Annotated in this window: 28 protein-coding genes and 1 tRNA gene; 7 read left to right on the top strand and 22 right to left on the bottom strand. The window is 66.0% G+C overall.

The window, feature by feature from the left end; all coding sequences use genetic code 11:
* The first annotated feature begins 5 nt into the window (after nt 1-5).
* Entirely contained in the window at nt 6-227 is a 222-nt protein-coding gene (locus tag GH660_RS03425) for a hypothetical protein (RefSeq protein ID WP_153145157.1), read from the top strand.
* Here the strand turns inward: GH660_RS03425 and GH660_RS03420 are convergent.
* The gene (locus GH660_RS03420) at nt 197-571 is read right to left on the bottom strand and encodes a Crp/Fnr family transcriptional regulator (RefSeq protein ID WP_153145156.1); all 375 of its coding nucleotides are present in this window, start codon (nt 569-571) and stop codon (nt 197-199) included. The two genes, GH660_RS03425 and GH660_RS03420, sit on opposite strands and share 31 nt — an antisense overlap.
* A gap of 90 nt (nt 572-661) precedes the next feature.
* Nucleotides 662-1357, bottom strand: a complete 696-nt coding sequence (locus tag GH660_RS03415) for a hypothetical protein (RefSeq protein ID WP_153145155.1) — start codon at nt 1355-1357, stop codon at nt 662-664.
* A gap of 101 nt (nt 1358-1458) precedes the next feature.
* Between GH660_RS03415 and GH660_RS03410 the strand changes: the two genes are divergently transcribed.
* Nucleotides 1459-1878 carry a diacylglycerol kinase gene (locus GH660_RS03410; protein ID WP_153145154.1) on the top strand — a complete coding sequence of 140 codons (420 nt, stop codon included), beginning with the start codon at nt 1459-1461 and terminating at the stop codon, nt 1876-1878.
* Nucleotides 1875-3002, top strand: a complete 1128-nt coding sequence (locus tag GH660_RS03405) for a glycosyltransferase family 1 protein (RefSeq protein ID WP_153145153.1) — start codon at nt 1875-1877, stop codon at nt 3000-3002. The genes GH660_RS03410 and GH660_RS03405 overlap by 4 nt, the downstream gene beginning before the upstream one ends.
* 9 nt (nt 3003-3011) lie before the next feature.
* Here the strand turns inward: GH660_RS03405 and GH660_RS03400 are convergent, their stop codons facing one another.
* The 9 genes from GH660_RS03400 to glyQ form a co-directional block, all read right to left on the bottom strand.
* Complete coding sequence (locus GH660_RS03400; RefSeq protein WP_153145152.1) at nt 3012-4697, bottom strand: AMP-binding protein; 1686 nt, start codon at nt 4695-4697, stop codon at nt 3012-3014.
* A gap of 84 nt (nt 4698-4781) precedes the next feature.
* Nucleotides 4782-5396, bottom strand: a complete 615-nt coding sequence (locus tag GH660_RS03395; protein WP_153145151.1) for a hypothetical protein — start codon at nt 5394-5396, stop codon at nt 4782-4784.
* Nucleotides 5397-5454: 58 nt separating this feature from the next.
* Nucleotides 5455-5697: a hypothetical protein gene (locus GH660_RS03390; RefSeq protein ID WP_153145150.1), complete on the bottom strand. Its 243-nt coding sequence runs from the start codon at nt 5695-5697 to the stop codon at nt 5455-5457.
* Between the two features lie 17 nt (nt 5698-5714).
* Nucleotides 5715-6098, bottom strand: a complete 384-nt coding sequence (gloA, locus tag GH660_RS03385; RefSeq protein ID WP_153145149.1) for a lactoylglutathione lyase — start codon at nt 6096-6098, stop codon at nt 5715-5717.
* 15 nt (nt 6099-6113) lie between these two features.
* Nucleotides 6114-6845: a M48 family metallopeptidase gene (locus GH660_RS03380; protein ID WP_153145148.1), complete on the bottom strand. Its 732-nt coding sequence runs from the start codon at nt 6843-6845 to the stop codon at nt 6114-6116.
* Nucleotides 6826-7575 carry a 1-acyl-sn-glycerol-3-phosphate acyltransferase gene (locus GH660_RS03375; RefSeq protein ID WP_153145147.1) on the bottom strand — a complete coding sequence of 250 codons (750 nt, stop codon included), beginning with the start codon at nt 7573-7575 and terminating at the stop codon, nt 6826-6828. Before GH660_RS03375 ends, GH660_RS03380 begins: the two co-directional genes overlap by 20 nt.
* On the bottom strand, nt 7572-8123 hold the full coding sequence (gmhB, locus tag GH660_RS03370) for a D-glycero-beta-D-manno-heptose 1,7-bisphosphate 7-phosphatase (protein ID WP_153145146.1): 552 nt from the start codon (nt 8121-8123) through the stop codon (nt 7572-7574). The genes GH660_RS03375 and gmhB overlap by 4 nt, the downstream gene beginning before the upstream one ends.
* A 13-nt stretch (nt 8124-8136) precedes the next feature.
* Nucleotides 8137-10245, bottom strand: coding sequence for a glycine--tRNA ligase subunit beta (gene glyS, locus GH660_RS03365; protein ID WP_153145145.1), 2109 nt, complete (start codon nt 10243-10245; stop codon nt 8137-8139).
* A 1-nt stretch (nt 10246) separates the two neighbouring features.
* Nucleotides 10247-11179, bottom strand: a complete 933-nt coding sequence (glyQ, locus tag GH660_RS03360; RefSeq protein ID WP_153145144.1) for a glycine--tRNA ligase subunit alpha — start codon at nt 11177-11179, stop codon at nt 10247-10249.
* Between the two features lie 134 nt (nt 11180-11313).
* On the opposite strand from glyQ, the gene GH660_RS03355 reads away from it, so the two are divergent.
* The 3 genes from GH660_RS03355 (at nt 11314) to GH660_RS03345 (ending at nt 15343) form a co-directional block, all read left to right on the top strand.
* On the top strand, nt 11314-11928 hold the full coding sequence (locus GH660_RS03355; RefSeq protein WP_153145143.1) for a TetR/AcrR family transcriptional regulator: 615 nt from the start codon (nt 11314-11316) through the stop codon (nt 11926-11928).
* Entirely contained in the window at nt 11925-14420 is a 2496-nt protein-coding gene (locus tag GH660_RS03350; RefSeq protein WP_153145142.1) for a PEP/pyruvate-binding domain-containing protein, read from the top strand. Before GH660_RS03355 ends, GH660_RS03350 begins: the two co-directional genes overlap by 4 nt.
* 233 nt (nt 14421-14653) lie before the next feature.
* Nucleotides 14654-15343 carry a transglycosylase SLT domain-containing protein gene (locus GH660_RS03345; protein ID WP_153145141.1) on the top strand — a complete coding sequence of 230 codons (690 nt, stop codon included), beginning with the start codon at nt 14654-14656 and terminating at the stop codon, nt 15341-15343.
* A 10-nt stretch (nt 15344-15353) separates the two neighbouring features.
* Here GH660_RS03345 and lnt read toward each other — a convergent pair whose 3' ends face one another.
* The 5 genes from lnt to miaB are packed head-to-tail and all read right to left on the bottom strand — an operon-like array spanning nt 15354 to nt 20395.
* Nucleotides 15354-16793 (bottom strand): apolipoprotein N-acyltransferase, encoded by a 1440-nt coding sequence (gene lnt / locus GH660_RS03340; protein ID WP_228276342.1) that lies wholly within the window; start codon nt 16791-16793, stop codon nt 15354-15356.
* Between the two features lie 7 nt (nt 16794-16800).
* Nucleotides 16801-17652: an HlyC/CorC family transporter gene (locus tag GH660_RS03335; RefSeq protein WP_153145139.1), complete on the bottom strand. Its 852-nt coding sequence runs from the start codon at nt 17650-17652 to the stop codon at nt 16801-16803.
* A gap of 5 nt (nt 17653-17657) precedes the next feature.
* Nucleotides 17658-18110 carry an rRNA maturation RNase YbeY gene (ybeY, locus tag GH660_RS03330; RefSeq protein WP_153145138.1) on the bottom strand — a complete coding sequence of 151 codons (453 nt, stop codon included), beginning with the start codon at nt 18108-18110 and terminating at the stop codon, nt 17658-17660.
* Nucleotides 18079-19077 carry a PhoH family protein gene (locus GH660_RS03325; RefSeq protein WP_153145137.1) on the bottom strand — a complete coding sequence of 333 codons (999 nt, stop codon included), beginning with the start codon at nt 19075-19077 and terminating at the stop codon, nt 18079-18081. Before GH660_RS03325 ends, ybeY begins: the two co-directional genes overlap by 32 nt.
* Nucleotides 19058-20395 carry a tRNA (N6-isopentenyl adenosine(37)-C2)-methylthiotransferase MiaB gene (gene miaB, locus GH660_RS03320; protein WP_153145136.1) on the bottom strand — a complete coding sequence of 446 codons (1338 nt, stop codon included), beginning with the start codon at nt 20393-20395 and terminating at the stop codon, nt 19058-19060. The genes GH660_RS03325 and miaB overlap by 20 nt, the downstream gene beginning before the upstream one ends.
* 135 nt (nt 20396-20530) lie before the next feature.
* On the opposite strand from miaB, the gene GH660_RS03315 reads away from it, so the two are divergent.
* Nucleotides 20531-20607 (top strand) — tRNA-Met (locus tag GH660_RS03315).
* A 130-nt stretch (nt 20608-20737) separates the two neighbouring features.
* Here GH660_RS03315 and GH660_RS03310 read toward each other — a convergent pair.
* The 6 genes from GH660_RS03310 to GH660_RS03285 all read right to left on the bottom strand — a co-directional run bounded on the left by GH660_RS03310 (nt 20738) and on the right by GH660_RS03285 (nt 25221).
* Nucleotides 20738-21604, bottom strand: a complete 867-nt coding sequence (locus GH660_RS03310) for a lambda-exonuclease family protein (protein WP_153145135.1) — start codon at nt 21602-21604, stop codon at nt 20738-20740.
* Nucleotides 21601-22263, bottom strand: coding sequence for a DUF1071 domain-containing protein (locus GH660_RS03305; protein ID WP_153145134.1), 663 nt, complete (start codon nt 22261-22263; stop codon nt 21601-21603). Before GH660_RS03305 ends, GH660_RS03310 begins: the two co-directional genes overlap by 4 nt.
* A 550-nt stretch (nt 22264-22813) precedes the next feature.
* Nucleotides 22814-23710 carry an ArdC family protein gene (locus tag GH660_RS03300; RefSeq protein WP_153145133.1) on the bottom strand — a complete coding sequence of 299 codons (897 nt, stop codon included), beginning with the start codon at nt 23708-23710 and terminating at the stop codon, nt 22814-22816.
* Nucleotides 23711-23909: 199 nt separating this feature from the next.
* Nucleotides 23910-24185 carry a hypothetical protein gene (locus tag GH660_RS03295; RefSeq protein ID WP_153145132.1) on the bottom strand — a complete coding sequence of 92 codons (276 nt, stop codon included), beginning with the start codon at nt 24183-24185 and terminating at the stop codon, nt 23910-23912.
* A 12-nt stretch (nt 24186-24197) separates the two neighbouring features.
* Complete coding sequence (locus GH660_RS03290; protein ID WP_153145131.1) at nt 24198-24401, bottom strand: hypothetical protein; 204 nt, start codon at nt 24399-24401, stop codon at nt 24198-24200.
* A gap of 376 nt (nt 24402-24777) precedes the next feature.
* Complete coding sequence (locus tag GH660_RS03285) at nt 24778-25221, bottom strand: hypothetical protein (protein WP_153145130.1); 444 nt, start codon at nt 25219-25221, stop codon at nt 24778-24780.
* Nucleotides 25222-25477 lie beyond the last annotated feature (256 nt).

Genomic DNA, 25477 nt, shown 5'->3' with positions numbered 1-25477 from the left:
GGAGCATGAATTTACCGTTCGAACCCGTGTGCGAGCATTGCCGCTACTTCAAGCCGGCCGATGCCGTGAATGGCAGCTGCCACCGCTTTCCGCCCGTCTTCGCCGGTGACGCCTCGCCGCGCGAGGCGCATCACTGGCGCTTTCCCCTTGTCGGCCCGCACGCCTGGTGCGGCGAATTCCTGCCGGCACGCGCCGCTCAGATGTCTTCGAGCGGCGTCACCATCTGATTGGCGTGGCGCAGGCGTTCGGCCAGCACGCGCATGACCTGGGTGGCGAAGAAGGGCGTCTGCTGGACGAGGAACTGGAAGCGCTTCTCGTCGACCGCGACGAACTCGCAGGGGGTCGTCGCCACCACCGTGGCCGAGCGCGGGCCGGGCGAGACGAGGCCCATCTCGCCGACGATGCTGCCGTGCTGCAGGGTCTCGACGACGCGGTTGTTGACGATGACCTCGGCGTTGCCGGTGGTCAGCACGTACATCAGATGGCCGTCCTCGCCTTCCCGGAACAGCGCCTCGCCGGCCGCGAGGCGGACCATTTCCGGGTTGTTGGCGAAAAGCTCGAAAAACACCATGGCGCGATCTCCTTAAGGCGGGGTGAACTTTTTATCACATGGCGCCCGACGCGTTCGTGTCGGGAATGTTACAAGTGAGCGCGGCCCGCTTCAGAACAGGGGCGGGCTGATGAGGCGCAGGCCGATGCTCAGCCAGCGCTCGCCGTGCGGGTCGGCCAGGTTGGTGCCGACCGTGGTGTCGATCTGGACGCGGCCGGGCACCGCCCAGTAGCGCAGGCCGCCCTGCAGCGACGGGCGACCGGTGTCGAGGCCGAAGGTTTCGGCGATCACGTAGAGCCGTTCGGTGGCGGCCGTTTCGCTGCCCAGGCACCAGGTCATGCGCGTTTCGCGGGTGTCGCCGAAGTAGGTGGCCCCCAGGTTCAGGTGCACCACGACGCGGTCATCGGCCAGCGACAGGCTGCCCGGCAGGTAGAAATACGGGCCGCCGCTCTGGCCACTGGCGACCTGGGTGGCATAGCCGGCGGCGAGACCCAACCCCCAGCCATTGGTTTCCAGCGGCTTGAACAGGGTCTTGCCCTGGACGACGACGGCGCCGCTCTGCGCCGCGCCATCCTGGCGGGCGAAGGCGCCGCCCAGCGTCAGTTCGAAGTTGCCGCCGGGGTTGCAGGCCGGCAGCGCCCAGAATTCGCGGCCATCATGTTCGCGCAGCTGCGCCCAGGTTTCGAGCTGGCAGGCCTGCGGGTCGGTGATCCGCGCGTCGTCGGTGATCATCGGCCGCGCCGCCTCGACGCCGGGCGCCAGCGCGAGAAGGGCGAGCAGGCAGGGACGGTGGCGGCGGCTGGACATAAGCCGTCGATTCTACTGTCCGGATATGACGTGCCGGTTACGGTGGCTGTCATCAAGGATTAGCGTGGCGTGATTACCGTGGGCGCTTTCACGGAGACGCGATGCAAGAACCGACACCGCACGAACTGGGCCTCGACCCGGTCCACGAATCACCCTTCAAGGGCCGGACCGGCCTGCGCCGCGTCTGGAACGCCTTCAACTATTCGCTTGCCGGCCTCAAGGCGGCCTACCTGTGCGAGGACGCCTTCCGCCAGGAGGTCTGGCTGGCCCTGCTGCTGATCCCGACCGCCTGCCTGCTGCCGGTGCCCTGGCTGGGGCGCGGCCTGATGATCGCCAGCGTCCTGCTGGTGCTGGTCGTCGAGCTGCTCAATTCGGCGATCGAGGCGGTGGTCGACCGCGTCGGCCTGGAGAACCATCGCCTTGCCAAGCGCGCCAAGGACATCGGCAGCGCGGCGGTGCTGGTGTCGCTGCTGATGGTCGCCGTGACCTGGGGCAGCGTGCTGCTGGAGGCCCTGGCATGAGGCCGCTCGACATCGCCTTCGTCAGCGAAACCTATCCGCCCGAGGTCAACGGCGTGGCGATGACGGTCGGCCGGCTGGTCGCCGGGCTGCGCGAGCTGGGCCATCGCGTCAGCGTCGTCCGTCCGCGCCAGGGCAAGTCGGACGCTGGTGCCGAGGATGAACTGGCGCTGCCCGGGCTGCCGCTGCCCGGCTACCCCGGCCTGCGCTTCGGCCTGCCGGCCGGCGGCCGCCTGGCGCGGCAATGGCGGCACCGGCGGCCGGATCTCGTGCATGTGGTGACCGAGGGGCCGCTCGGCTGGTCGGCGGTCAGCACGGCGCGCCGGCTCGGCATCCCGGTGACTTCGGGCTTCCACACCAATTTCGACCGCTACAGCACGCACTACGGCGTCGGCTGGATGCGTCCGGCGGTCGCCGCCTACCTGCGCGCCCTGCACCGGCGCACGCGGGCGACCATGGTGCCGACCGCGGCGCTCGCCGCCGATCTGGCCGGCGAGGGACTGGCCGGCGTGCGCGTGGTCGGGCGCGGCGTCGATACCGCCCTCTACGATCCGGCCCGCCGTTCGGCGGCGCTGCGCGCCAGCTGGGGCGCCCGGGGCGGGGCGCCGGTCTGCCTCTACGTCGGCCGCCTGGCGCCGGAAAAGAACCTGGCGCTGGTGCGCCGCAGCTTCGCGGCGATCCGCACCCGCCAGCCGGGGGCGCGCATGGTCTGGGTCGGCGACGGGCCGTCGGCCCGAGAGCTGGCCGACGAACACCCTGATCACCACTTCGCCGGCCTGCGCCTCGGCGAGGACCTCGCCGCGCACTACGCCAGCGCCGATCTTTTCCTCTTTCCCAGCCTGACCGAAACCTACGGCAACGTGGTCGCCGAGGCGATGGCCAGCGGCGTGCCGGTGCTCGCCTACCATAGCGCGGCGGCGGCCGAACTGATCAGCGACGGCGCCGACGGCCGGACGGTGCCGCCCGGCGACGAGAAATCCTACATCGACGGCGCGCTGGCCCTCGCCGCCGCGCCGGAGAGGCTGCGCGAGATGGGGCATCTGGCGCGCCAGGCCATGCTGCCGCGCGGCTGGGGGCGGGTCGTCGAATCCTTCGAGAACGTCGCGCGCGAGGCGCTGGCCGGCTGAAGGCGAGGCTCAGGTGGTGCTGTGGTCGCGCAGTTCGCGGCGCAGGATCTTGCCGATCGGCGACTTGGGCAGGACATCCCGGAACTCGACTTGGCGCGGCAGCTTGTAGCTGGTCAACTGCGTCCGGCAGTGCGCGATCACGTCCTCTGCCGCCAGTTCGGGGTCTTTCCTGACGATGACGACCTTGACCGCCTCGCCGGTTTTGTCGTCGGGCACCGCGACCACGGCGCATTCGAGGACGCCCGGGTGCGCCGAGACGATGCTCTCGACCTCGTTGGGGTACACGTTGAAGCCGGAGACCAGGATCATGTCCTTCTTACGGTCGGTGATGGTGACGCGGCCGAGCGCGTCCACGTGGCAGATGTCGCCGGTTTTCAGCCAGCCGGCGCACAGAACCTCGGCGGTTTCGGCGGGGTTGTTCCAGTAGCCCTTCATCACCTGCGGGCCGCGAATGCAGAGTTCGCCGGTGTGCTTCTCGATCTCGCCGGCGCCGGTCCACACCGGCAGTTCGTTGAAATTGTCGTCGCGGATCGAGACGTCGGTCGATGGCAGGGGCAGGCCGACGGTGCCGTCCCACGGCGCGGCGAGCGGCATGGCGCAGGCGCCGGGCGCCGCCTCGGTAAGGCCGTAGGCTTCGGTGAGATGGTGGCCGGTCACCTGTTGCCAGCGCTCGGCGACCGGTTTCAGCACCGCGGCGCCGCCGCCGACCACCACTTTCAGCGCCGAAAAGTCGAGCTGCGCGAACCCCGGTGTATTCAGCAGGCCATTGAACAGCGTGTTGACACCGGTCATCGCGGTGAACTTCCACTGTCCCATTTCCTTGACCAGGGCCGGCAGATCGCGCGGATTGGTGATCAGCACGCTGAGGCTGCCCCATTTCATGAACGACAGCGTCGAGGTGAGGCAGAAGATGTGGTACATCGGCAGCGGCGCGATGACGATTTCGGCGCCTTCCTTGAAGCTGACCGAAATCCATACGCCGGTCTGTTCCAGGTTGGCGAGAATGTTGCGGTGGGTGAGCATCGCGCCCTTGGCGACGCCGGTCGTGCCGCCGGTGTACTGGAGGAAGGTGATCTCGTCGCTATTCACGTCGACCGGCGCGAAGGGCGCCGAACGGCCGCGCTCGAGGGCGGCGTTGAGCGTGATCGCACCGTCTACATGCCACGCCGGCACCATCTTCTTGACATGCTTGATGACGAAATTGACCAGCCAGCGCTTGGGTATCGGCAGCAGGTCGCCGATCTGCGTCGTGATCACATGCCTGACCGGCGTGCCGGCGATGACCTGCTGCAGGGTCCGGGCGAAGTTTTCGACGATGACGATGGCCCGGGCACCGGAATCCTTCAACTGGTGCTCCAGCTCGCGTGGCGTATACAGCGGGTTGACGTTGACCACCGTCATCCCGGCACGCAGGATGCCGAACAGTACCACCGGGTATTGCAGCAGATTGGGCGACATGATGGCGACCCGCTCGCCCCGGGTCATGCCCGGCAGCCCCTGCAGGAAGGCGGCGAAAGCGCGCGACAAGCGTTCCAGTTCGGCGTAGCTGAGGGTGCGGCCGAGGTTGTGGTAGGCCGGCCGGTCGGCGAAGCGGGCGAACAGCTTGTCGAGCAGATCCGGGATGGATCTGAACTGGTCCGCGTCGATCTCGGACGGGATGCCTGCGGGGTAATTCCTGAGCCAGATCTTGTCCATCGATTTCTCCCTGCTGAAGCTCTTCGAACTTCTTGTCTCGCAGCTTACTCCCAATCGATCGTCATGGCTTGTCGCCGGCGATGGCTATTCCCGCAAAGGGCGCAGTTCGACGATCTCCGGGGCATCGGCGTGCTCGATCAGGATGCGCCGGACGCGGTCCTGCCAGAGTTCGCCGAAACGGCGGGTGGTCGCGGCGTCCGCTTCGCCGTGCAGGATGGCGGCGAGCAGGCCGGGCAGGCGCGGGTCGGCGGGCACGGTTTCGAGCCGCAGAATGCAGTCGACTGCAACATTCGTGTCGAGGCGGGTGAAGGCCACGCCGCCGACGCCGGCGACGCCGAAGTGCAGCAGGTGGCGCCGGCCGTAACGGCCGCCCAGACCTTTGAAGCCGCCGGCGCCGGCCGCCCCGGTGAGCAGTCCGGCCACGCTGGCGACGACGCCGGCGACGCCGCCCTCCAGGTTCTCGCGCAGCGCGACGCCGATGTTGCCGCGCTCGGGAATTTCATCGCCGTAGAGGGCGCGCAGCGCGCGCACCGTCATCAGCCAGGCGCCGGCGACCGTCGGGCAGGAATGTCCGGCCAGGCGGACAGCGTCGGCGAAGCGGTAGTCGATCAGGCCGCCGTCCGCCGCGCCAAGCAGTTCGGCCAGCGGGTCGCGCAGGGTGACGGGGGGAATGCGGGCGAAGAATTCGGGAAATGGCATGGCGGTCTCCGGGGTACGCCAGTATGCGCAGGCGACGCCGGCACGACCTTGATTTCGCTCAGTTGCGCCGCGTTCCCGGCAGGCGCCCGGTGAGGCCGAGGGCGAGCGCCAGCGCCGCCAGCACGCCGGGCAGGCCGCCGACGAAGCCGTAAAACAGCAGATTCCAGCCCGGCCAGCTGGCGGGGCGGGCACCGGGGTCGGAGAGAATGGCGCCGATCAGTCCGAAAAGCGAGGCGCCGACCAGGAGCCCGCTGCCGGCCGACGCCAGCATCCAGGCCAGGATGGCGATGGGGCGTCGCACGGCGGCGCGGGTCCGGGTCAGGCGCGCTGGATCAATTCGATCTTGTAGCCGTCCGGGTCTTCGACAAAGGCGATGATGGTGCTGCCGTGCTTCATCGGGCCGGCTTCGCGCACCACCTTGCCGCCGCGCCGTCGGATTTCGGCGCAGGCTGCCGCGGCGTCCGGCACGGCCAGCGCGACATGGCCGTAGCCAGTGCCGAGCTCGTAGGCCGGGGTGTCCCAGTTGTGCGTCAGCTCCAGCACGGCGCCTTCGCTTTCCGGGCCGTAGCCGACGAAGGCCAGGGTGAAGCGGCCGTCCGGGTAGTCCTGGCGGCGCAGCAGCTGCATGCCGAGGACTTCGGTGTAGAAGGCGATGGACTTGTCGAGGTCGCCGACGCGGATCATGGTGTGCAATATGCGCATGCTGTCTTCCTTGATTTACTGGAATTGGGGAATCTGCCGGGCCTGCTGGCGCAGTTCGCGGCGGCGCGCCTGCCAGTCCGGGCAGAGCTGTTCCACGACGGACCAGAAACGCGGGCTGTGGTTCATTTCACGCAGGTGGGCCAGTTCGTGGGCGACGACGTAATCGACGACCGGCAGCGGCATGAAGACCAGGCGCCAGTTCAGCGAAATGCCGCCGTGGTGGCTGCAGCTGCCCCAGCGCGTACGGGCCGCCGACAGGCGCAGCGGCGGCGGGGGGACGCCGAGCCGCGGGGCGTAATGGGCGAGGCGCTCGGCGAAGACGGCGCGCGTCTTCTCGCGCAGGGCCTTTTCGAGGACGACGCCGGCGGCGACGGCGGGCGGCACGAACAGGTGCAGCTTGTCGCCGGCGAACAGCCAGCGCTGGCGGCTGGCGGGGGTGACGGTTACGGTCGACGCCGCGCCGAGGACGGAAATGACGAGGCCGTCGGTCACCGCCAGCTTTTCGGCGGCGGGGCGCTCGCGCCAGGCGGCGAGCTTGGCCAGCACCCAGTCGCCGTGCTCGCGGATCAGGGCTTCGATGTCGCCGAGGCGGGCCTGCAGCGGCGCGCCGACGCGCAGGCCGCGCTGGTCGATGGCGAGGCCGATGGTGCGGCGCCGGCTGCGCCGCAGGTCGTAGGCGACCAGGTGGCCGGCCAGGGTGATGCTGCGGCTGGTGGCGGCAGGCGTTTCAGCTGGTGGCAGCGGCATCCGGGTAGCGGTGCGGCGAAAGGCGGCGCATTTCCGCTTCGATCCAGTTCTCGACGCGCTGGTTGACTTCGTGCTCGGAGAGTCCGGTCGCATCGAAGGCGGGGCCGATGCTGACGGTCACGGTACCGGGTTTCTTGACGAAGGCCTGGCGCGGCCAGAGTTCGCCGGAGTTGTGGGCGACCGGCACGACCTTGCAGCCGACGCGCGTCGCCAGGTAGGCGCCGCCAGCCTTGTAGCGCTTGGTCGTGCCCGGCGCGACGCGCGTGCCCTCGGGGAAGATGATGACGTAGAAACCCTGCTTGAGGCGCTCGCGCCCCTGCACGACGACCTGGTCGAGCGCTTCCTTGCCGGCGCTGCGGTCGATCGAGATCATCTTCATCGCGCCCAGCCCCCAGCCGATGAACGGCACGCGCAGCAGTTCCTTCTTGAGCACGAAGACGCAGTAGGCGCCCTTCGGCACGTAGTCCTGCAGGGTCATCGTTTCCCACGCCGACTGGTGCTTGGCGAGGATGATGCAGGGTTCCTGCGGCATGTTCTCGAGGCCGATGACCTGCGGCCGGATGCCGAGCAGGTGTTCGACGCCCCACTGGATGCCGAGGCGCCAGACCTTGCCGAAGTGGTAGCCCCAGCGGCCGCGCAGGAGCAGGGCGCCGCCGATCACCAGCGGCGCGGTGAGCAGGGTCCACAGCGCGGCCCAGAGCGCGAACAGCGTCGAACGGATGACGTTCATTTCTTTTTCACCGCCAGGATGTAGTCGACCGCAGCCGACAGGTTGGCGAATTCCAGGGTGCCTTCCGGCAGGTTGCCTTCGGCCAGGGTCTTCTCGCCCTTGCCGGTGCGCACCAGCATCGGCACGCAGCCGACGGTGGCGCTCGCCTGCAGGTCGCGCAGCGAATCGCCGATCGCCGGCACGCCGCTGAGATTGATGTTCATGGTTTCGGAAATGCGCTTGAACATGCCGGGCTTGGGCTTGCGGCACGCGCAGTCGGCATCGGCGGTGTGCGGGCAGTAGAAGATCGCGTCGATGCGCCCGCCGACGGCGAACAGCGTCTTGTGCATCTTCTCGTGGATGCTGTTGAGGGTGTCCATGTCGAGGAGGCCGCGCCCGACGCCCGACTGGTTGGTCGCCACGACGACCTTGTAGCCGCTCTGGTTAAGCCGGGCGATGGCTTCCAGGCTGTCGGGGATCGGCTTCCATTCCGCCGGGCTCTTGATGAACTGGGCGGAATCGAAATTGATCACGCCGTCGCGGTCGAGGATGACGAGCTTGGTCGGCATGGCGGTCGGGTTCTCAGGCGGACAGTTTGGAGAGGTCGGCGACCTGGTTCATCGCTGCGTGCAGCGTGGCCAGCAGGCCGAGACGATTGGCGCGCAGGGCCGGGTCGTCGGCATTGACCATGACGTCGTCGAAGAAGGTGTCGACCGGCGCGCGTAGCGCGGCCAGCGCTTGCAGCGATTCGCTGTAGTCGCCGGTGACGAAGGCGGCGTCGGCCTGCGGCACGACGTCGACCAGCGCCGCGTGCAGCGCGACTTCGGCCGGCTCCCTGAGCAGCGCGGTATCGACCCAGGCGTCGACGCTGTCCTCGACCTTCTTCAGGATGTTGCCGACGCGCTTGTTGGCGGCGGCCAGCGCGGCGGCTTCGGGCAGGGCCGAGAAGGCGCGCACGGCGGCCAGGCGCTTGGGAATGTCGCCCAGGCGCTGTGGGCGCTGCGAGACCACGGCATCGACTTCCTGTGCCGTGTAGCCCTGCTCGCGCAGGCTGCCGGCGAGGCGCTCGTAGATGAAGTCGGCGAGCGCCGATTCGGCCGGCTTGAAGCCGTCGACCGCGGCGAACACGCTGGCGGATGCGGTCAACAGTTCGTTGAGCGGCAGATTCAGGTTGCCTTCGCTCAGCATGCGGATGACGCCCAGCGCGTGGCGGCGCAGGGCGAAGGGGTCGCGGTCGCCGGTCGGAATCTGGCCGATGCCGAACATGCCGACCAGCGTTTCCAGCTTGTCGGCGAGCGCGACGAGGGTGCCGACGAGGCCGCGCGGCAGGCTGTCGCCGGCGAAGCGCGGCTTGTAGTGGTCCTCGATGGCGTCGGCAATATCGGCGGCGAGGCCGTCGTGCAGCGCGTAGTAGCGGCCCATGATGCCCTGCAGTTCGGGGAACTCGCCGACCATGTCGGTCAGCAGGTCGGCCTTGGCCAGCAGCGCGGCCTGTTCGGCCTGAACGGCCAGCGCTTCGCCGCCCAGCTGCAGGCCGATGCCCTGGGCGATGGCGCAGACGCGCTGCACGCGTTCGCCCTGGGTGCCCAGCTTGTTGTGGTAGACAACCTTGGCCAGGCCGAGGACGCGCGACTCCAGCGTCTTCTTGCGGTCCTGGTCGTAGAAGAACTTGGCGTCGGCCAGGCGCGGTCGCACGACGCGCTCGTTGCCGCCGATCACCGCGCTGGCGTCGGCCGGGCTGATGTTGCTGACGACGAGGAACTTGTTGGTCAGCTTGCCGGCGGCGTCGAGCAGCGGGAAGTACTTCTGGTTGGCCTTCATGGTCAGGATCAGGCATTCCTGCGGCACGGCGAGGAATTCGGCCTCGAACTGGCCGACCAGCACGTTCGGGCGTTCGACCAGCGCGGTGACTTCGTCGAGCAGCGCGTCGTCGTCGATCGGCCGGCCGCCGGCGATGGCGGCCGCCGCCGCGAGCTGGCGGGCGATCTCGGCGCGGCGCTCGGCGAAGGAGGCGATCACGGCGCCGTCGCGCCGCAGCGTCTCTGCGTAGCTGTCGGCGTCGGCGAAGACGACCGGATCGACCGCCGCCTCGAAGCGGTGGCCCTGCGTCGCGCGGCCGGCGTTCAGGCCGAGCACCGAAACCGGCACGACGTCGGCGCCGTGCAGGGCGACCAGCGCATGCGCCGGGCGCACGAAATTGACAGTATCCCAGCCGTCGCCCAACTGGTAGGTCATGACCTTGGGAATCGGCAGCGCGGCCAGTGCGGCCTCGACGGCCTTCTGCAGGCCCTCGGCCAGGGTCGCGCCCCTGGCCAGGCTGTCGTAGAACAGGATGTCGGCCTTGCCGTCGCTCTCGCGGCGCAGGCCGGCGACGGCCGCGGCGTCGGCACCGAGGGCGGCGAGTTTCTTGAGCAGGGCTGGCGTCGCATTGCCCGCGGCGTCGATGCCGACGGCCACCGGCATCAGCTTCTGCACCACCGGCTTGTCAGCGGCGACGGCCAGCACGTCGGTGACATGCGCGGCCAGGCGGCGCGGCGAGGCGAAGGCGGTGACGGTTGCGGTCGACGGCGCCAGACCGGCAGTTTTCAGGGAGGCCGCGAGCGCGGCGGCAAAGGACTCGCCCAGCTTTTTCAGCGCCTTGGGCGGCAGTTCCTCGACGAACAGTTCAACGAGCAGATTCTTGGACGACATGTCAGGCAGCTTTCTTTTCGATCTGGGCGAGGACGTCGGCAGCCCAGGCTTTCGGCGCCATAGGGAAGCCGAGGCGGGCGCGGGATTCCAGGTAGCTCTGGGCGACGCTGCGCGCCAGGTTGCGGATGCGGCCGATGTAGGCGGCGCGCTCGGTGACCGAAATGGCGCCGCGGGCGTCGAGCAGGTTGAAGGTGTGCGCCGCCTTCAGCACCTGTTCGTAGGCAGGCAGCGCCAGCTGGGCGCCCATCAGGTGCTGCGCCTGCTTCTCGTGGGCGCCGAAGGCGTGGAACAGGAAGTCGACGTCGGAATGCTCGAAGTTGTAGGTCGATTGCTCGACCTCGTTCTGATGGTAGACGTCGCCGTAGGTCAGGCCGTCGGTCCACACCAGGTCATAGACGTTCTCGACGCCCTGCAGGTACATGGCCAGACGCTCGATGCCGTAGGTGATTTCGCCGGTGATCGGCTTGCAGTCGATGCCGCCGACCTGCTGGAAGTAGGTGAATTGCGTCACTTCCATGCCGTTCATCCAGACTTCCCAACCGAGGCCCCAGGCGCCGAGCGTCGGGTTTTCCCAGTCGTCCTCGACGAAACGGACGTCGTTCTTCTTGAGGTCGAAGCCGAGGGCTTCGAGCGAGCCGAGATACAACTCCAGAATATTGTCCGGCGCCGGCTTCAGGACCACCTGGTACTGGTAGTAGTGCTGCATGCGGTTCGGATTCTCGCCGTAGCGGCCGTCCTTCGGGCGGCGCGACGGCTGCACGTAGGCGGCCTTCCATGGTTCGGGGCCGATTGCCCGGAGGAAGGTCGCGGTGTGGCTGGTGCCGGCGCCGACTTCCATGTCATAGGGCTGGAGCAGGGCGCAGCCCTGTTTGTCCCAGTAGTCCTGCAGACGCAGGATGATTTCCTGAAAAGTCGGTTTCTTGCTGGTGGTCATCGGACGCACTCGATATGACGGAAAGCCTTGGATTTTACTTGGTTTTGGACAGGCTGGCAGTGCATAGCGGCGAAGCTTGAAAATTTGTTAACGACGTTCAATAATATACGAAGTTAATTAACTGGGTGCTTGGCATGAACAGGGATGATGCGGGTCAACCGGGGCGCCGCGAGCGCAAGCGCACGCAGCAACTCGACCATCTCGCGGCGACTGCCTGGGCGCTTTTTGAGTCGGACGGCTACGAAACGGTGACGATGGAGCGCATCGCCGATGTCGCCGATGTTTCCAAGGTGACGCTCTATCGCCATTTTCCGGTGAAGGAGGCGTTGTTGCGCCATGTCTTTCACGGCGAATTGCGCACCGCCTGGCCGGCGATCCAGGACGAACTGGCGCGGCTGGCGCCCGGGCGGGCGCGGCTGGGGCGCTTTCTTGAATTGCAGGCGGCGTGGTGCGAAAGCCGGCGTGCGTATCTGCTGCCCTATGTGCATTTCCGCCTGACCGACACCCGGCTTCCCGGCGAAGGGCGCGAGCGCAGCGGCATGGATCGCATCTTTGCCGAACTCGTCGCTCAGGGGCAGGCGGCGGGCGAGTTCCGCGCGGATTTGCCGCTGGAACTGCTGGTCATGCACTTGCAGTTCGCGCATCTTGGCACCTTGCTGCGCTGGCTGACCGAGGATGGATTGGTGCTGCGTGAGGAATTGGCGCGCATGCTCGACCTGGTGGTCAATGGGATGGGCGCGCCGCAATGATTTCCCTGCTTGGCGAACTGGAAGCAGCGTCCGCCGAACCCGCCAGCGTCGGCGGCAAGGGTAGGCAACTGGGGCGTTTGCGCCGCTATGGCCTGCCGGTGCCGGATTTTTTCGTGATACCTGCCGCCTGGTCGTCGCAGCGGGCCGAGTGTTTTCCGGCCAGGCTGCATGCCTTGCTGGCGGCCGAACTGACCCGCCGCGGCTGGCACGAAATACCGCTGGCCGTGCGTTCGTCGGCGGTTGGCGAGGATGGCGCCGAGGCATCGTTCGCCGGCATCCATCTGTCCCTTCTGAATGTCCACGGCATGCCGGCGCTGAGCGCCGCGGTGGCCGAGGTCTGGGCCTCGCTCGATACGCCGGTGGCAAAAGCCTATCAGGCGCGCATGGGGATCGCGACGGAGGCGGCGATGGCCGTGGTCGTCATGCCGCTGCTGCCGGCCGTGTCGTCGGGCGTCGCCTTTACCTGCGACCCGCTCAGCGGGCGCGACGACCGTATCGTCGTACACGCCAACTGGGGTCTGGGCGAAAGCCTGGTCGGCGGCGCGGCGGCCGGCGACGAGTACGTGTTCGCCGAAGATACGACCGATGTCTGGCGCTTGCATGAGGTCAGGCCGGGCAGCAAGGCGACGATGGTGGTGGCGGCGCCGGGCGGCGGCACGCAGCGGCAGCCGGTGCCGGCAGCCCGGGCGCAGAAGCCGGTGCTGGCGCGCGAAAGCGCCGAAGCGCTCGCCGCGCTGCTGCGCGATGCGGCCGTCGCCTGCGATTTCGTGGCGCCGTTCTACGATCTCGAATGGGTTTGGGACGGGGCGGAATTCTGGCTGACCCAGGTGCGGCCGGTGACGCGCCGTCCGCACCATACCTACGATGCGTTGCGCGGGCAGCCGGCTATCTGGACGCGCGGCAATACCTGCGAAATCATGCCCGAGCCGTTGCAGGCGATGGACTGGAATTTCTCGCGGCGCGGCTGCAACGCGCTGCTCGAACAGGGCTGGAAAGTTGCCGGCTATCCGCTACTGCCGGGCGTGCAGCGCGCCGGCTTGTTCGACGGGCGGCTCTATCTCGAAGCCTCGGTCATGCAGTGGGAGTCCTGGGATGCCATCGGTCTGGCGCCGGAACGCTTCAATGCCCTGATGGGCGGCCACCAGCCGGCGATCGCCACGGTGCCTCCCGGCTGGCGCGAGCGCCTGCGCCGCGCCGGACGCACGCTGCGCTATGTGCGTCAGGCCGGCGCAATGGGCCGGCGCGGCGATGCCGAGGTGCGACGTGCACTGGCGATTGCCGGCGAACTGCGCGACGTTCCCTTGCCGGAAAGCCCGGAGGAAATCACCGCCTTGCTGCATCGCGTGCTCAAGCCGGCCCGCGAATTTGCCGGGATGTTTTTCCTGCAGGGCTCGGGCGGCGGCAGCCTGAGCCTGTTGCTCGAAACGCTGGAGCGGGTTTTTCCCGGCGAGAGCGCGGCCATCGGCTCGGCGCTGCTGGCCGGCGGCGAGCCGAGCGTGACGGCGCAGCAGGGTTACGCGCTGGTCGGGCTGGCGCACAAGGCCGCCGCCGTCGCGAATCCCGCCCGGCCGCAGGACGACCCCGCGTTTGCCGAAGCCTTCGCGGATTTTTTCGATGAATACGGGCATCGCGGTCATTATGAAACCTATCTTCGTAGCCCGCGTTATCGCGAGCAGCCCGAGCGCCTACTCGAACAATTGCCGGCGCTGGCCGACGTCGACACCGGCGCCATGCGCGCGCGGCAACTGGCCGCCGCCGAAGCGGCATGGGCGCGTATCCGGCGCGACTTGCCGATCTGGTATCGCCCGCTCATTCGCAACCTGGTCAACGCCGCCAACCGCGACAGCAACCGGCGCGAAGCGGCACGCAGCGCGATCATCGCCCTGCTCGCCACCGCGCGCCGCCTGTGGTTGCTGATCGGCGAACGGCTCGTCGGCGAAGCGGCGCTGACGCAGGCCGGCGACATCTTTCACCTGTTGCCCGCCGAGATCGAACGCTACGCCAGCGGCCGCCTGCCGTCGGCCGGCTTGCGCGCGCGCCTTGCCGACCGCGCGGGTTTGTTCGCACGCTGGCAGGCGAGCGAGCCGTGCGAATGGTTCGCCTTGTCGCCGGTCGGGGGCGAGTCGCCCCGGTTGCGGTCGACCCCCGAAAAAGGGCAAAAATCAACGGCGGGCGTGTATTGCGGCGTCGCCACCGGCACCGGTCGCGCGCGCGGCAAGGTGCGCCGTCTGCGCCATCCCGCCGATGGCCTGGCGCTGCAGGCCGGCGAGATCCTCGTCGCGCCGTCGACCGACCCCGGCTGGACGCCGCTCTTCCTCAAGGCGGCCGGGCTGGTGGTCGAAACCGGCGGCTATCTGTCGCACGGCGCCATCGTCGCGCGGGAATTTGCCTTGCCGGCGGTGGTCAATCTGCCGGGTATTTTCGCGGCCTTGCGAGACGGTGATCTGGTCGAGGTGAACGGGGGCGACGGCACGGTGCGCCGGGTAGCATAGTTGCTGTATTGCAACACGTTTACTCGGGCCGAAATTCGTGATTGTTGACTTAGGCCAATATAATCAATAGACTGCAATCAATGTTGCGGTGCAACATCGGTTTTTGCGGTGCCACTACACGCTTGGCACGGCTTTCGGGCGATTCCGCAGCCCTGGTTTTCACCGATGTCGTACCCCCGGTAACCGTTCGCTGATGAAGAGTTTTTTCACGGCGGCACAGTGAAGGAGGTCGCATGTTCGCTACGACTATTTTCCCCCCCGCGATGCTGCGGGTTTCATCCGCCCTTTATGTCCTGGCCCAGAAATTCCTGATGGTCGCCGGGCTGGTTTTCGTCGTCGGCCTGATCGGCCTGCAGGCGGGTCACGCCGGGCTGACCGACGGGCTCAGGGCGCTGCTGTCCCCGAACGAGGCGGTCGTCGCCGAGGACGAGGCTGTCGAGGAACCCGCCGCCGAGATGGCCGTTTCGCTGAACCCACGCATGCGCGGCGCGCTCGACTACGTGTCGCGGCGCTATCGCGTCTCGACCGAGGCCCTGCAGCCGATTTTCGCGACGGCGCAGGCGGTCGGCCGCGAGCTGCATCTCGATCCCCTGTTGATCATCGCCGTCATCGGCGTCGAATCGGGCTTCAATCCCTTCTCGCAGAGCGTCGTCGGCGCCCAGGGGCTGATGCAGGTGATGCCCCGCTTCCACATGGACAAGCTGCCCGACGAGGCTGATCAGGCGGCCTTTCTCGATCCGGTGACCAACGTCCAGGTCGGTGCCAGGGTGCTCAAGGAATCGATCCGCCGCAACGGCGGCGTCGAGCGCGGCCTGCAGCAGTTCGCCGGCGCCAGCAACGACCCGGACCGCCGCTATTCGTCCAAGGTGCTAGCCGAAAAGCAGCGGCTGGAACAGGCCGCCCTGCGCCTGCGCACGACCTGACGCCGCCGGCTCAACGGACGCGGCGCGGCCACTGGCTGACAAACAGGCCGAGCCCGGCGAGCAGCAGGAAACCGAGATTGCCGAAGCGGGCGTAGGGCGTCATGCCCTCGTAGCCGCGCACCTCGGCCTTCAGCACGCCCTGGGTGAAGGGCGGCAGGACGGCCTGCAGAGAACCATCGGCGGCGATCACCGCGGTCATCCCGGTATTGGTCGCGCGCAGCATCGGACGGCCGGTCTCGACGGCGCGCAGGCGGGCGATCTGCAGGTGCTGCGGTTGCGCCAGCGAGCGGCCGAACCAGGCGGTATTGGAGAGGTTGGCGAGAATGCCGGCCTGTGGCAGGGCGCGGATGATCTCCTCGCCGAAAACGTCCTCGTAGCAGATGTTGACCGCGACACGCTGGCCGGCGACCGCCAGCGGCGGCTGGCTTTCCGGGCCGCGCGCGAAGCCCGACATGGGAATGCTGGCGTAGGCCATGAACCACGCGAAGCCGGGCGGCACCATCTCGCCGAAGGGCACCAGATGCGTCTTGCCGTACACCTGCAGCGGCGAGCGGCCGAGGCTGACGGCGCTGTTGAAATAGCGCTCGCCGTCGCCGGTCAGGGTGCCGAAGACCAGATCGCCACCGTGGCCGGCGGCGATGGCCTTCAGCTCGGCGACGTAGGCCGGCGGCAACTGGTCGAAAAAGGCCGGGATCGCGGTCTCGGGCAGCAGCGTCAGCTGCGCCGGGTTCTGTGCGACCAGATCGCGGTAGAGCGCCAGGGTGCGGAGGAAGGCTTCGGGGCGGAACTTCATTTCCTGCGGCACGTTGCCCTGGATCAGCGCGACGCTGACCGGTTCGCCGGCCGGGCGGGTCCAGGCGATCTGCTGCAGCGCGAAGCCGAGTGCGGCGATCGCGCCCAGATAGGCCAGACCGTGGCGCCAGCGCAGCAGCAGCGCGCCGCCCAGGGCGACCAGGAACGACAGCCCATGCACCCCGAGCAGCGGCGCGAAGCCCGCCAGCGGGCTGGGCGGCGCCTGCGAGTAGCCGACCGCGAGCCACGGAAATCCCGTGAAAATCCAGCTTCTGAGCCAGTCGACCGCAGCGATCAGCACGGCGAAGAACAAGGCCTGCCGCCAGAAGTCTGCCGGTTGCCGGCGCTTGAACAGCCAGCCGGCAAGCGTCGGGAACAGCGCCATCACCGCGCAGAACAGGAAGGCGGCGACGCCGGCCAGCCACCATGGCATGCCGCCGAAGACGGAAAGGCTGACATAGACCCACGAAACGCCGGTCAGGAAGAAGCCGAGGCCGAAGGCGAAGCCGGTGAGCGCGGCATGGCGGCGGGTGGTGGCACGGCGCAGCAGAAGAAAGAGGACGAACCACACCGCAGGCGCCAGCCAGAACAGCCCGAACGGCGCGAAGCACAGCACGCCGGCCGCGCCGACGAGGGCGGTGACGACGAAGCGGGCCACCGGCCGTTCAGCCGGTAAAATCTTCGGCACCGGGTTGGGGTTTGGGCGGCGGGGTGACGAGCAGAGTATAGAGACGGCGGCTGTCGGCGCGCAGCACCTGGAAACGCACGCCGTCGATATCGACGACCTCGTTGCGCTTCGGCACGCGGCCGAGCTGGCGCAGGACCAGGCCGCCGACGGTGTCGAATTCCTCGTCGGAGAATTTGGTCGCGAAGGCGTCGTTGAAGTCCTCGATCTCGGTGCGCGCCTTGACGCGGTAGCGGCCGGTCGAATCGAGGCGAATGTTGTCGTGCGCCTCGTCGAAATCGTATTCGTCCTCGATGTCGCCGACGATCTGTTCGAGCACGTCCTCGATGGTCACCAGGCCGGCGACGCCGCCGTATTCGTTGACGACGATCGCCATGTGGTTGCGCGAGACGCGGAACTCGCGCAGCAGCACATTGAGGCGCTTCGATTCGGGAATGAAGACGGCCGGGCGCAGCCAGTCGCGCAGGTCGAAGTTCTCTTCGGTGTGGATGCGCAGCAGGTCCTTGGCGAGCAGGATGCCGAGCACGTTGTCGCGGTCGCCGTTGACGACCGGGAAGCGCGAATGGGCGGCCTCGATGACGGTCGGAACGATCTCCTTGATCGGATCGTCGACGTCGATGACGTCCATCTGCGCCCGCGGAATCATCACGTCGGTGACGCGGGTGTCGGAGGCGGCGAGCGCCCCCTCGATGATGGTCAGCGCATCGGCGTCCATCAGGTTGCGCTCGTAGGCCGAGTGCAGGATTTCCAGCAGCTGCTCGCGGTCTTCCGGCTCGCGCAGCAGCAGGGAGGTCAGTCGTTCGATGAAACTCGGCTTACCGTCGCTGTCCATGATGTTTATGCCGCATACGGGTCGGGGTAACCCAAGGCGGCAAGAATCTCCCTTTCTTCGTCTTCCATGGCCTCGGCATCTTCGTCATTGTCATGATCCCGGCCTTGCAAATGCAGCATACCATGCACCGTCAGGTGCGCGTAGTGGGCGTCCAGCGGCTTGCCCTGCTCGGCGGCCTCGCGCGCCACCACCGCCGGGCAGATGACCAGGTCGCCGGTGACGACCGGTTCGAGATCGTAGGGAAACGACAGCACGTTGGTCGCGTAGTCCTTGCCGCGGTAGTCGTTGTTGAGCATGCGGCCTTCGTCGGCGTCGACCAGGCGGATCGTCACCTGGCCGCCGCCGGCCAGCGCCGCCCGCGCCCAGCGCACGAAATCCGCCCGCAAGGGTAGGCACGCGCGATTACAGGCATATTGCACGGAAAGGTTAAGGCGCTGGCTTGGCTTGGCTGGATTCATAGGCGGCGACGATACGGGCGACCAGCGGGTGGCGCACGACGTCCTCCTTCTGGAAGTCGGTGAAGGCCAGGCCGCGCACGTCCTTGAGGATGTCGCGCGCTTCGCGCAGGCCGCTTTTCTGTCCCTTGGGCAGGTCGACCTGGGTCAGGTCGCCGGTGACCACGGCCTTGGCGCCGATGCCGATACGGGTCAGGAACATCTTCATCTGCTCCGGCGTCGTGTTCTGCGCCTCGTCGAGGATGATGAAGGCGTGGTTCAGGGTGCGCCCCCGCATGAAGGCGAGCGGCGCGATCTCGATGGCATGCTTTTCGTAGAGCTTGCTGACCCGGTCGTGGCCCATCAGGTCGTAGAGCGCGTCGTAGAGCGGGCGCAGGTAGGGGTCGATCTTCTGCGTCAGGTCGCCGGGCAGGAAGCCGAGGCGCTCGCCGGCCTCGACCGCCGGCCGGGTCAGGATGATGCGTTCGACGAGGTCGCGCTCGAAGGCGTCGACCGCCGAGGCGACGGCGAGATAGGTCTTGCCGGTGCCGGCCGGGCCGATGCCGAAGGTGATGTCGTGTTCCTGGATCGCCTTCAGGTAGGCGACCTGGCGCGGCGTGCGGCCGTGCAACTCGGTCTTGCGGGTGACGAGCTGCGGGCCGTCGGCCGGCCCTTCCGCGCTGCGCGAGATGCGGCGGACCGGGGCGTTGAGCAGTTCGATCAGGCCGAGCTGGATTTCGTCGACCGACAGGGGCTCGCGCGCCATCGCGTAGAAATGGCGGATGGCGTCGACCGTGCGCTGGGCGTTCTCGCCGAGCACCGAAAAGCGCTCGTTGCGGCGCTTGATGACGACGTCGAAGCCGGTTTCGATCTGCCGGATGTTCTCGTCGAGCGGGCCGCACAAATTGGCCAGCAAAACGTTGTCGACCGGAGCGAGCGCGATGTCGACCGGCTTGCTCTTCGGCGCCGGCCTAGTCTTCGCGGATGACAATTTCGCCCCTCAGGCTGTGCGGCAGCGCGGCGGTGACGCGGACATCGACGAAGGTGTCGATCAGCCGCGGATTGCCGACGAAGTTGACGATGCGGTTGTTGTCGGTGCGTCCGGCCAGTTCGCGCGCATCCTTCTTCGAGACGCCCTCGACCAGCACGCGCTGGACGCTGCCGACCATCGCCTGGCTGATGACCTGCGCCTGCTCGTCGATGCGCTTCTGCAGGCGGGTCAGGCGGGCGGATTTCGCGTCGGCCGGGGTCGCGTCGTCGAGCTCCAGCGCCGGCGTGCCGGGGCGCGGGCTGTAGATGAAGGAGAAAGAATTGTCGAAGCCGACATCGTCGATCAGCTTCATCGTCTTCTCGAAATCCTCGTCCGTTTCGCCGGGGAAGCCGACGATGAAGTCGGACGACAGCGATATGTCGGGCCGCGCGGCGCGCAGCTTGCGGATGATCGACTTGTACTCGAGCGCGGTATAGCCGCGCTTCATCGCCGCCAGCACGCGGTCGGAGCCGGCCTGCACCGGCAGGTGCAGGTGCGACACCAGCTTGGGCTGGCTGGCGTAGGTGTCGATCAGGCGCTGCGACATCTCGCGCGGGTGCGAGGTCGTGTAGCGGATGCGCTCGATGCCCGGCACCTCGGCGATGTATTCGATCAGCAGCGCGAGGTCGGCCTTCTCATCGGTGCCTTCCATGTCGCCGCGGTAGGCATTGACGTTCTGGCCGAGCAGGGTCACTTCCCTGACGCCGTGCGCGGCGAGGTCGGCGACCTCGGTCAGCACGTCGGCGAACGGCCGCGAGACCTCGCCACCGCGGGTATAGGGGACGATGCAGAAGGTGCAGAACTTGGAGCAGCCCTCCATGATAGAAACGAAGGCCGAGGCGCCCTTGACCTCGGCGGGCGGCATCGAATCGAATTTCTCGATTTCCGGGAAGGAGACATCGACCGCCGCCTTGCCCTGGCGCTTGCGTTCGGCGATCAGCTGCGGCAGGCGGTGCAGGGTCTGCGGGCCGAAGACGACATCGACGTAAGGCGCGCGGGCGACGATGGCATCGCCCTCCTGGCTGGCCACGCAGCCGCCGACGCCGATCACCAGGTCGGGGTTGGCCTTTTTCAGGTGGCGGACCCGGCCGAGGTCGTGGAACACCTTCTCCTGCGCCTTTTCGCGCACCGAGCAGGTGTTGAACAGGATGATGTCGGCCTCTTCCGGGTTGTCGGTCTTGACGACGCCTTCCGAGGCATTGAGCACGTCGGCCATCTTGTCCGAATCGTACTCATTCATCTGGCACCCGAAGGTGCGGATGAACAGTTTTTTGGGCATGGATAAACTACTTTGCAGAATCTGGGGCCGAAAAGGCAGCGATCGGGCGACCGCCACAGGCGCGCATTATAACCGACCGGAAAACTCGTTGACCGAACAAGCCCCGGCAAACTATAATCCGCGCCCTTAAAGCGTGGTGATGTAGCTCAGACGGTTAGAGCGATGGATTCATAACCCATAGGTCGGCAGTTCGATTCTGCCCATCACCACCAAAGAAATCAAAGGGTTAGCCCGGCTCGCAAGGTCGGGCTTATTCTTTTCCTGATTTCGTGTAGGGGCTGTGTAGGAATTGCCCATCAATGCCGGAAGCGGTGGCGGCCATGGGGCCGCCACCTCAGATACTCACTTCCCAACCGTCACCCGCGTCTCCCACCGTCCTTTCTGCCGGTAGCCATCGAGATCGACGCCAGCGAGTTCAGGCACTTTCTTGTAATCCACGCTACCTGCCTTCCAGTAGCGCGTGACGGCCACCCCGAATCCCGCTTCGCTCGGATGGCTGGCCAGCGCCACCAGTGCCTCCTTGGCGGTATCTAGCCGCCTGGCCAGTAGCTCCGCTTCAGCCTTCAGCTGCGCATACTGCTCCGCCGCCGCCTGCCACTCGCCATCCTTGCGGATGACCTTGTCCCGGTCGGTCAATCCCGGCGGGGCGTCGGTCCTGATGCACTCCATGAAGGCGTTCCACGCCTCGTGGATCGCCTGCCAACGGTCAGGGCAGGGCGTCACCTCCAGCAGGATGCCGTCGGTCCCATCAAAGACATAGAGATGACCAGTCTGTGCCTTCGAGACAAGGAACTGATGCTCCAGCTGCCAACGGTAGTGCGCCGGGATTTCACCCTGCGCCACCTGCTGCCAGAGCACCGAGTCCTTGCCCTTGACCGGGCACTTGATCTCCAAGAGCAGATCGCCCTCGAAAGTCAGGCCGTCAAGACTGGCCGAGTAATCCCCCTCGACCAGCACCAGCGGCTGCATGACGTGGCCCGTGAGCTGCTCATAGGCCACCCGCGCCTGCGGCTCCAGCGCCGTCCCGCGCGCCATTGCCGCATTGACCTCCGGCTGCCGCCGTCCGGTGCGCAGTTCCCACAGCTGATAGGGCGTCTGCCACGGTGACTCGCCCATCACGATGGCCGTCTCCGACGCATTGCGGTATTGGGCACGATGGGCATGCCATTCCGGGCTGCCCTGAACCAGTTTGACGATGGCGCTCATCATGCAGCCCTCCGCTTCGATTCCAGCGCCTTGATGACGCGGCTGGCCTCAGCCTTCGGGATAGTGTCGAGCGACTCGAAGCCAAAGTACGCGAGTAGCTGATCCGTGTCGCTGTGGGTGTCGGCAATCAGTTTCTTGATGAAACGTAGCTGGGCGTCCGTCAGCCATTCATTGCGCGCTGGGTGTCCATCCGCCCCCGGCAAGGGGGTAACCTTGGCCGGCAGCTTCGGCTTCTCCAGCACTTGTGGGGGTTTAGTCTGTTCGCCACCCTCGTTCAAGTCCGGCAAATCCTCGCCGGCATAGATGCTCAGACCCAATCCGTGCAGCGCAATCGCCTTGACCAGCGACCGCTGGATGCTGGTATTGATGTCGAACGGTGTCGGCGCCAGGAGGGGCCGGTTCTTGTGATCCAGCACAGGATGAATCTGGCTCAGGGTCACGCCCTGCACCGTTACCGCCACCTCGACGAAGAAGCCGAGTTCGGTGGACAGGTAGGGCAGCCCGTCAAAGCGCCGCACCTCCCAGTAAGCGGTCGGGTCAGCCAGCCGCAGCTGGGCCACGGCGAACGGCCAAGACAGGTAAGAGAATTGCCCCTTCATCTCGACATACTTGGCGACGTCGATCTGGAACAAGGAACGGAAAGTATTGATGTTGTCAGTCATGATGAAACTCCTTGGAAATGCGAGAGATAGAAACGACAAAGCCCGACCGGCTTACGCCTGATCGGGCTTTGTCAAAGGTGCTGGCTCAGAAGCGCCAGCGAGGGTGCGACGTTGTCAGATTTATTGACCGCAGCAATGTCGCCAAACAGTCTTGTTATGGCTATTTACGGGACGAGCACCCCCCAAACCCCCCAGAAGTCGACTTGTGGGGGTTGTGGGTGAAACCGTATGCCTAATTGTTGAGCAGGGCAGCTAAGCCACTGGCGCTGCAAGTCTTATAGAAGACTGCCAACGGCCCGCCCACAGACTTATCCACAGAAATTGTGGAGTATCTGTCGCGAGGGAAATGCTCAATGAGAGTGCTAGTCAGCACTGGATTGGTGCTGATACTTCCCCTTGATCCAACTCTTGATCGCTTCCTTCAGATACGGGAAAAGCGTCCGATTGCCCAGCAGCACAAGGATTTCAGTCGATAGCATGATGGCCACCCCGTCTGGATTCCTGTCAATGACAATGGAAATAACGCATGTCCCGTGCCAATGGAAGGTGATCAGGCCGCCAGTGGCATCGCATCCGCCGGGGCGATCAGCCCGGCGTGTTCCAGCAGGTAGTCTGCCGCCTTCTGCGCCTGCGCTGCCGCGACGAACACGGCCCGCTTGTCGCGCTGCAGCACCTCCAGCCACGTGGCGATGTAACTGGCGTGCTGCAGGCGGCCATCGAGCCGGCAATGCGCCGACAGGAAAGCTGCGCCCAGCTCGGCGATCAGCTCCTCCATGGCATAGGCCGATTCCCCGAAGCGCCGTCCGAGCTTGCGTCCGAGCCGGGTGGTCGCACCTGTCCAGTGACACAACTCATGCAGGGCGGTGCTGTAGTACGCCGCCGCATCGACGAAGGTCTGCCGTCCCGGCAGGTAGATCAGGTCATTCGGTGGCGAGTAAAACGCCTTGAATCCCTGATGGCGAATCTCGGCGCCGGAACCGTCGATGATCTGCTCAGGCGTTGCCCCGGCATGCCACTCGAAGTCAGGGGTGACGGGTTGGTGCGTCGTGGGTAAATCCTCCACCTGATCGAGATTGAACACCGAGAACACCTTGAGCAGCGGGATGAACCGCTTCTCCGGTTCGTTGCCGTCGGCGACAGGCTCGCTATCCTCCTTATCCAGCATACGTGCTTCATAGTAGATGATGGTCGAGGCCCGCTCGCCCTTGCGGACGTGCGCGCCCAGTTGATGCGCCTGCCGGAAGGTCAGCCACTGGTTCGAGGTGTAGCCCCGGCAGTGGGCTTCCATGCCGAGCAGCACATTGTTGATGCCGCGGTACGGACGCTGTGACAGCGCATTGCGCGGGAAGGGATCGGCCTCGCCGGACCACGGACGGACCCAAGGGGCCGTCCCGGCTTCCAACTCGGCGATGATCTTGTCGGTGATGGTTTGATAGATGTCGTTCATTTTGAATCTCCAAAAAGGAACGCCCCAGCCGGGGGTAACCCGGACTGGGGCGATAAAGGGGGGAATGAAGGGAAACAACGGCCAGCGATCTACCTGAGCAGACGCAGGGTGTGACGCAGGATCAGGCGGATGCTGTGGCGTCCGGCTTCACCGGTTGCAGCGGCGAGAAATACCCAGACCAGCGACTTGTCGCCGCGATTTACACGTCGAGACGGACGCGTCCCGGGTAGTAGTTGTCGGCATCGGCGTAGCCAATCAGGCGCTTGAGGCCGGATGTCGCCAGACTGGTCAGCAGGCCGGCCACGGTCGCTGCCATCACCCCGCTGAAGGTCCCCCAGTGAATCATCAGGGTAATCAGCGAGACGGCTATATCCAGCGCCAAGTCGTGCTTGAGCACGCGCAGCATCGTCCGCCGCGGCAGCTTCGCCAGAATCAAGGCAACGCCAAGGAAAATCATGAAACCGGTGGTCAGCATGATCGTCCTCCTTTACGGCTTTGGGGAGGCGTTGGATTCCTCCCATGCGTCACGGACGTCGGACGCTGCCTCGGCGACGATGACGGGCACCGTCTTGGCGGCGTCGACGAGGGCGCGCAGGCCACGGAAGGTGAACAGGGCCGCCGTCTTGACGAGGCGGGATTCGCTCTTGGTGTTGGCCGGGTTGAGCGGGATGGGTTGGTTGTGCGTCTTCATGGTGATACTCCTTACAAAGGGACAAAGAAAAGCGGCACCGCTCAGTGACGAGACGATGCCGCTAGGGAAGTGAGGTCAGGACAGCGCCTGAGCCTCGACTGGGGAGGTAGGTTTCGCGTGCGCGAGGCGCAACGCCAAACCGTTACACGATCAAAGAACGACGTTCGTCCGGGACGGGCGAACTAGGAAATCTTGTTCAGCCGGGGGCCGAAGAGACTCCTTTCGCGGGAATCGGAAAGCGAATCCGAAGTGGGGTACGGCTTTTGGGGAAGGGGGGAGGGGGTGGCGAGCGGGTAAGTGTGAACGCGCTTTTTGGCGAGGATTGATGACAGATCTTGGGTCTTGTTACACCAGAACTCTGCTCGTCTGATAAAAGCTAATTGCAGTTCATTGTGTTGGGGCCAGTGCGTATGCAGTTTAGTGGGCGTTCTTCCCTGAATCCGGGCTGGTCTTCAAGTCGGAATGGTTGTCGAGTTGCTTCAAACTCTAGTCGGCGCAGGCGTGCTTCCTGTTCTGCCGCACTCGCAGCAGCTTGCTGTCGCCGGTATTGGTCAAGCTCCCACTGCTTTTCGGCGGCTAACTGCTGTGTTTTCTCCCGCATACGCTGCTGCTGTGCTTTGAGTTCCTCTAGTGCCTCTGCGGAGCGCTGCTCTTGCGTTTTTTCGGGGGTGAAAGTATGAATTACAGATAAGGTCTTGCCGGCAGAGCACGGAGCGGTTTCATAAACACGCTTTTTGTTTGGCAACTCGCATACATAGGTATCAGCCAGCGCGGCGAAAGAGAAGGCCATGCTAGCAATCAAAACTATTGGCTTAAGCATGTCACAATCCAAAGATGAAATATGGATACTAAATGGATTTCGTGGTAGCAGAGCAGGTTTCTGCGTGCGCGGTGCGCAGCGCCAAACCTTACAAAAAATGTGAACAGCGCTCCTCTGAAATTAGACGATCTAAGAAATGCAGCCATTTGCCCAAGAGTACTGCGGTACAAGCTTCTCGATGTTTACCGTATTCCAGTCTATTGGTCTGGTTGCTTGATTAGGCGACACTTTGTCATATCACTCGTTACCCATTCTT

Origin of the sequence: Dechloromonas sp. H13 (assembly GCF_009469615.1) — a bacterium.
GTDB lineage: Bacteria > Pseudomonadota > Gammaproteobacteria > Burkholderiales > Rhodocyclaceae > Azonexus.
The sequence above is the reverse complement of the archived record's forward strand: the minus strand, read 5'-3'. Positions and strand labels throughout refer to the sequence as shown.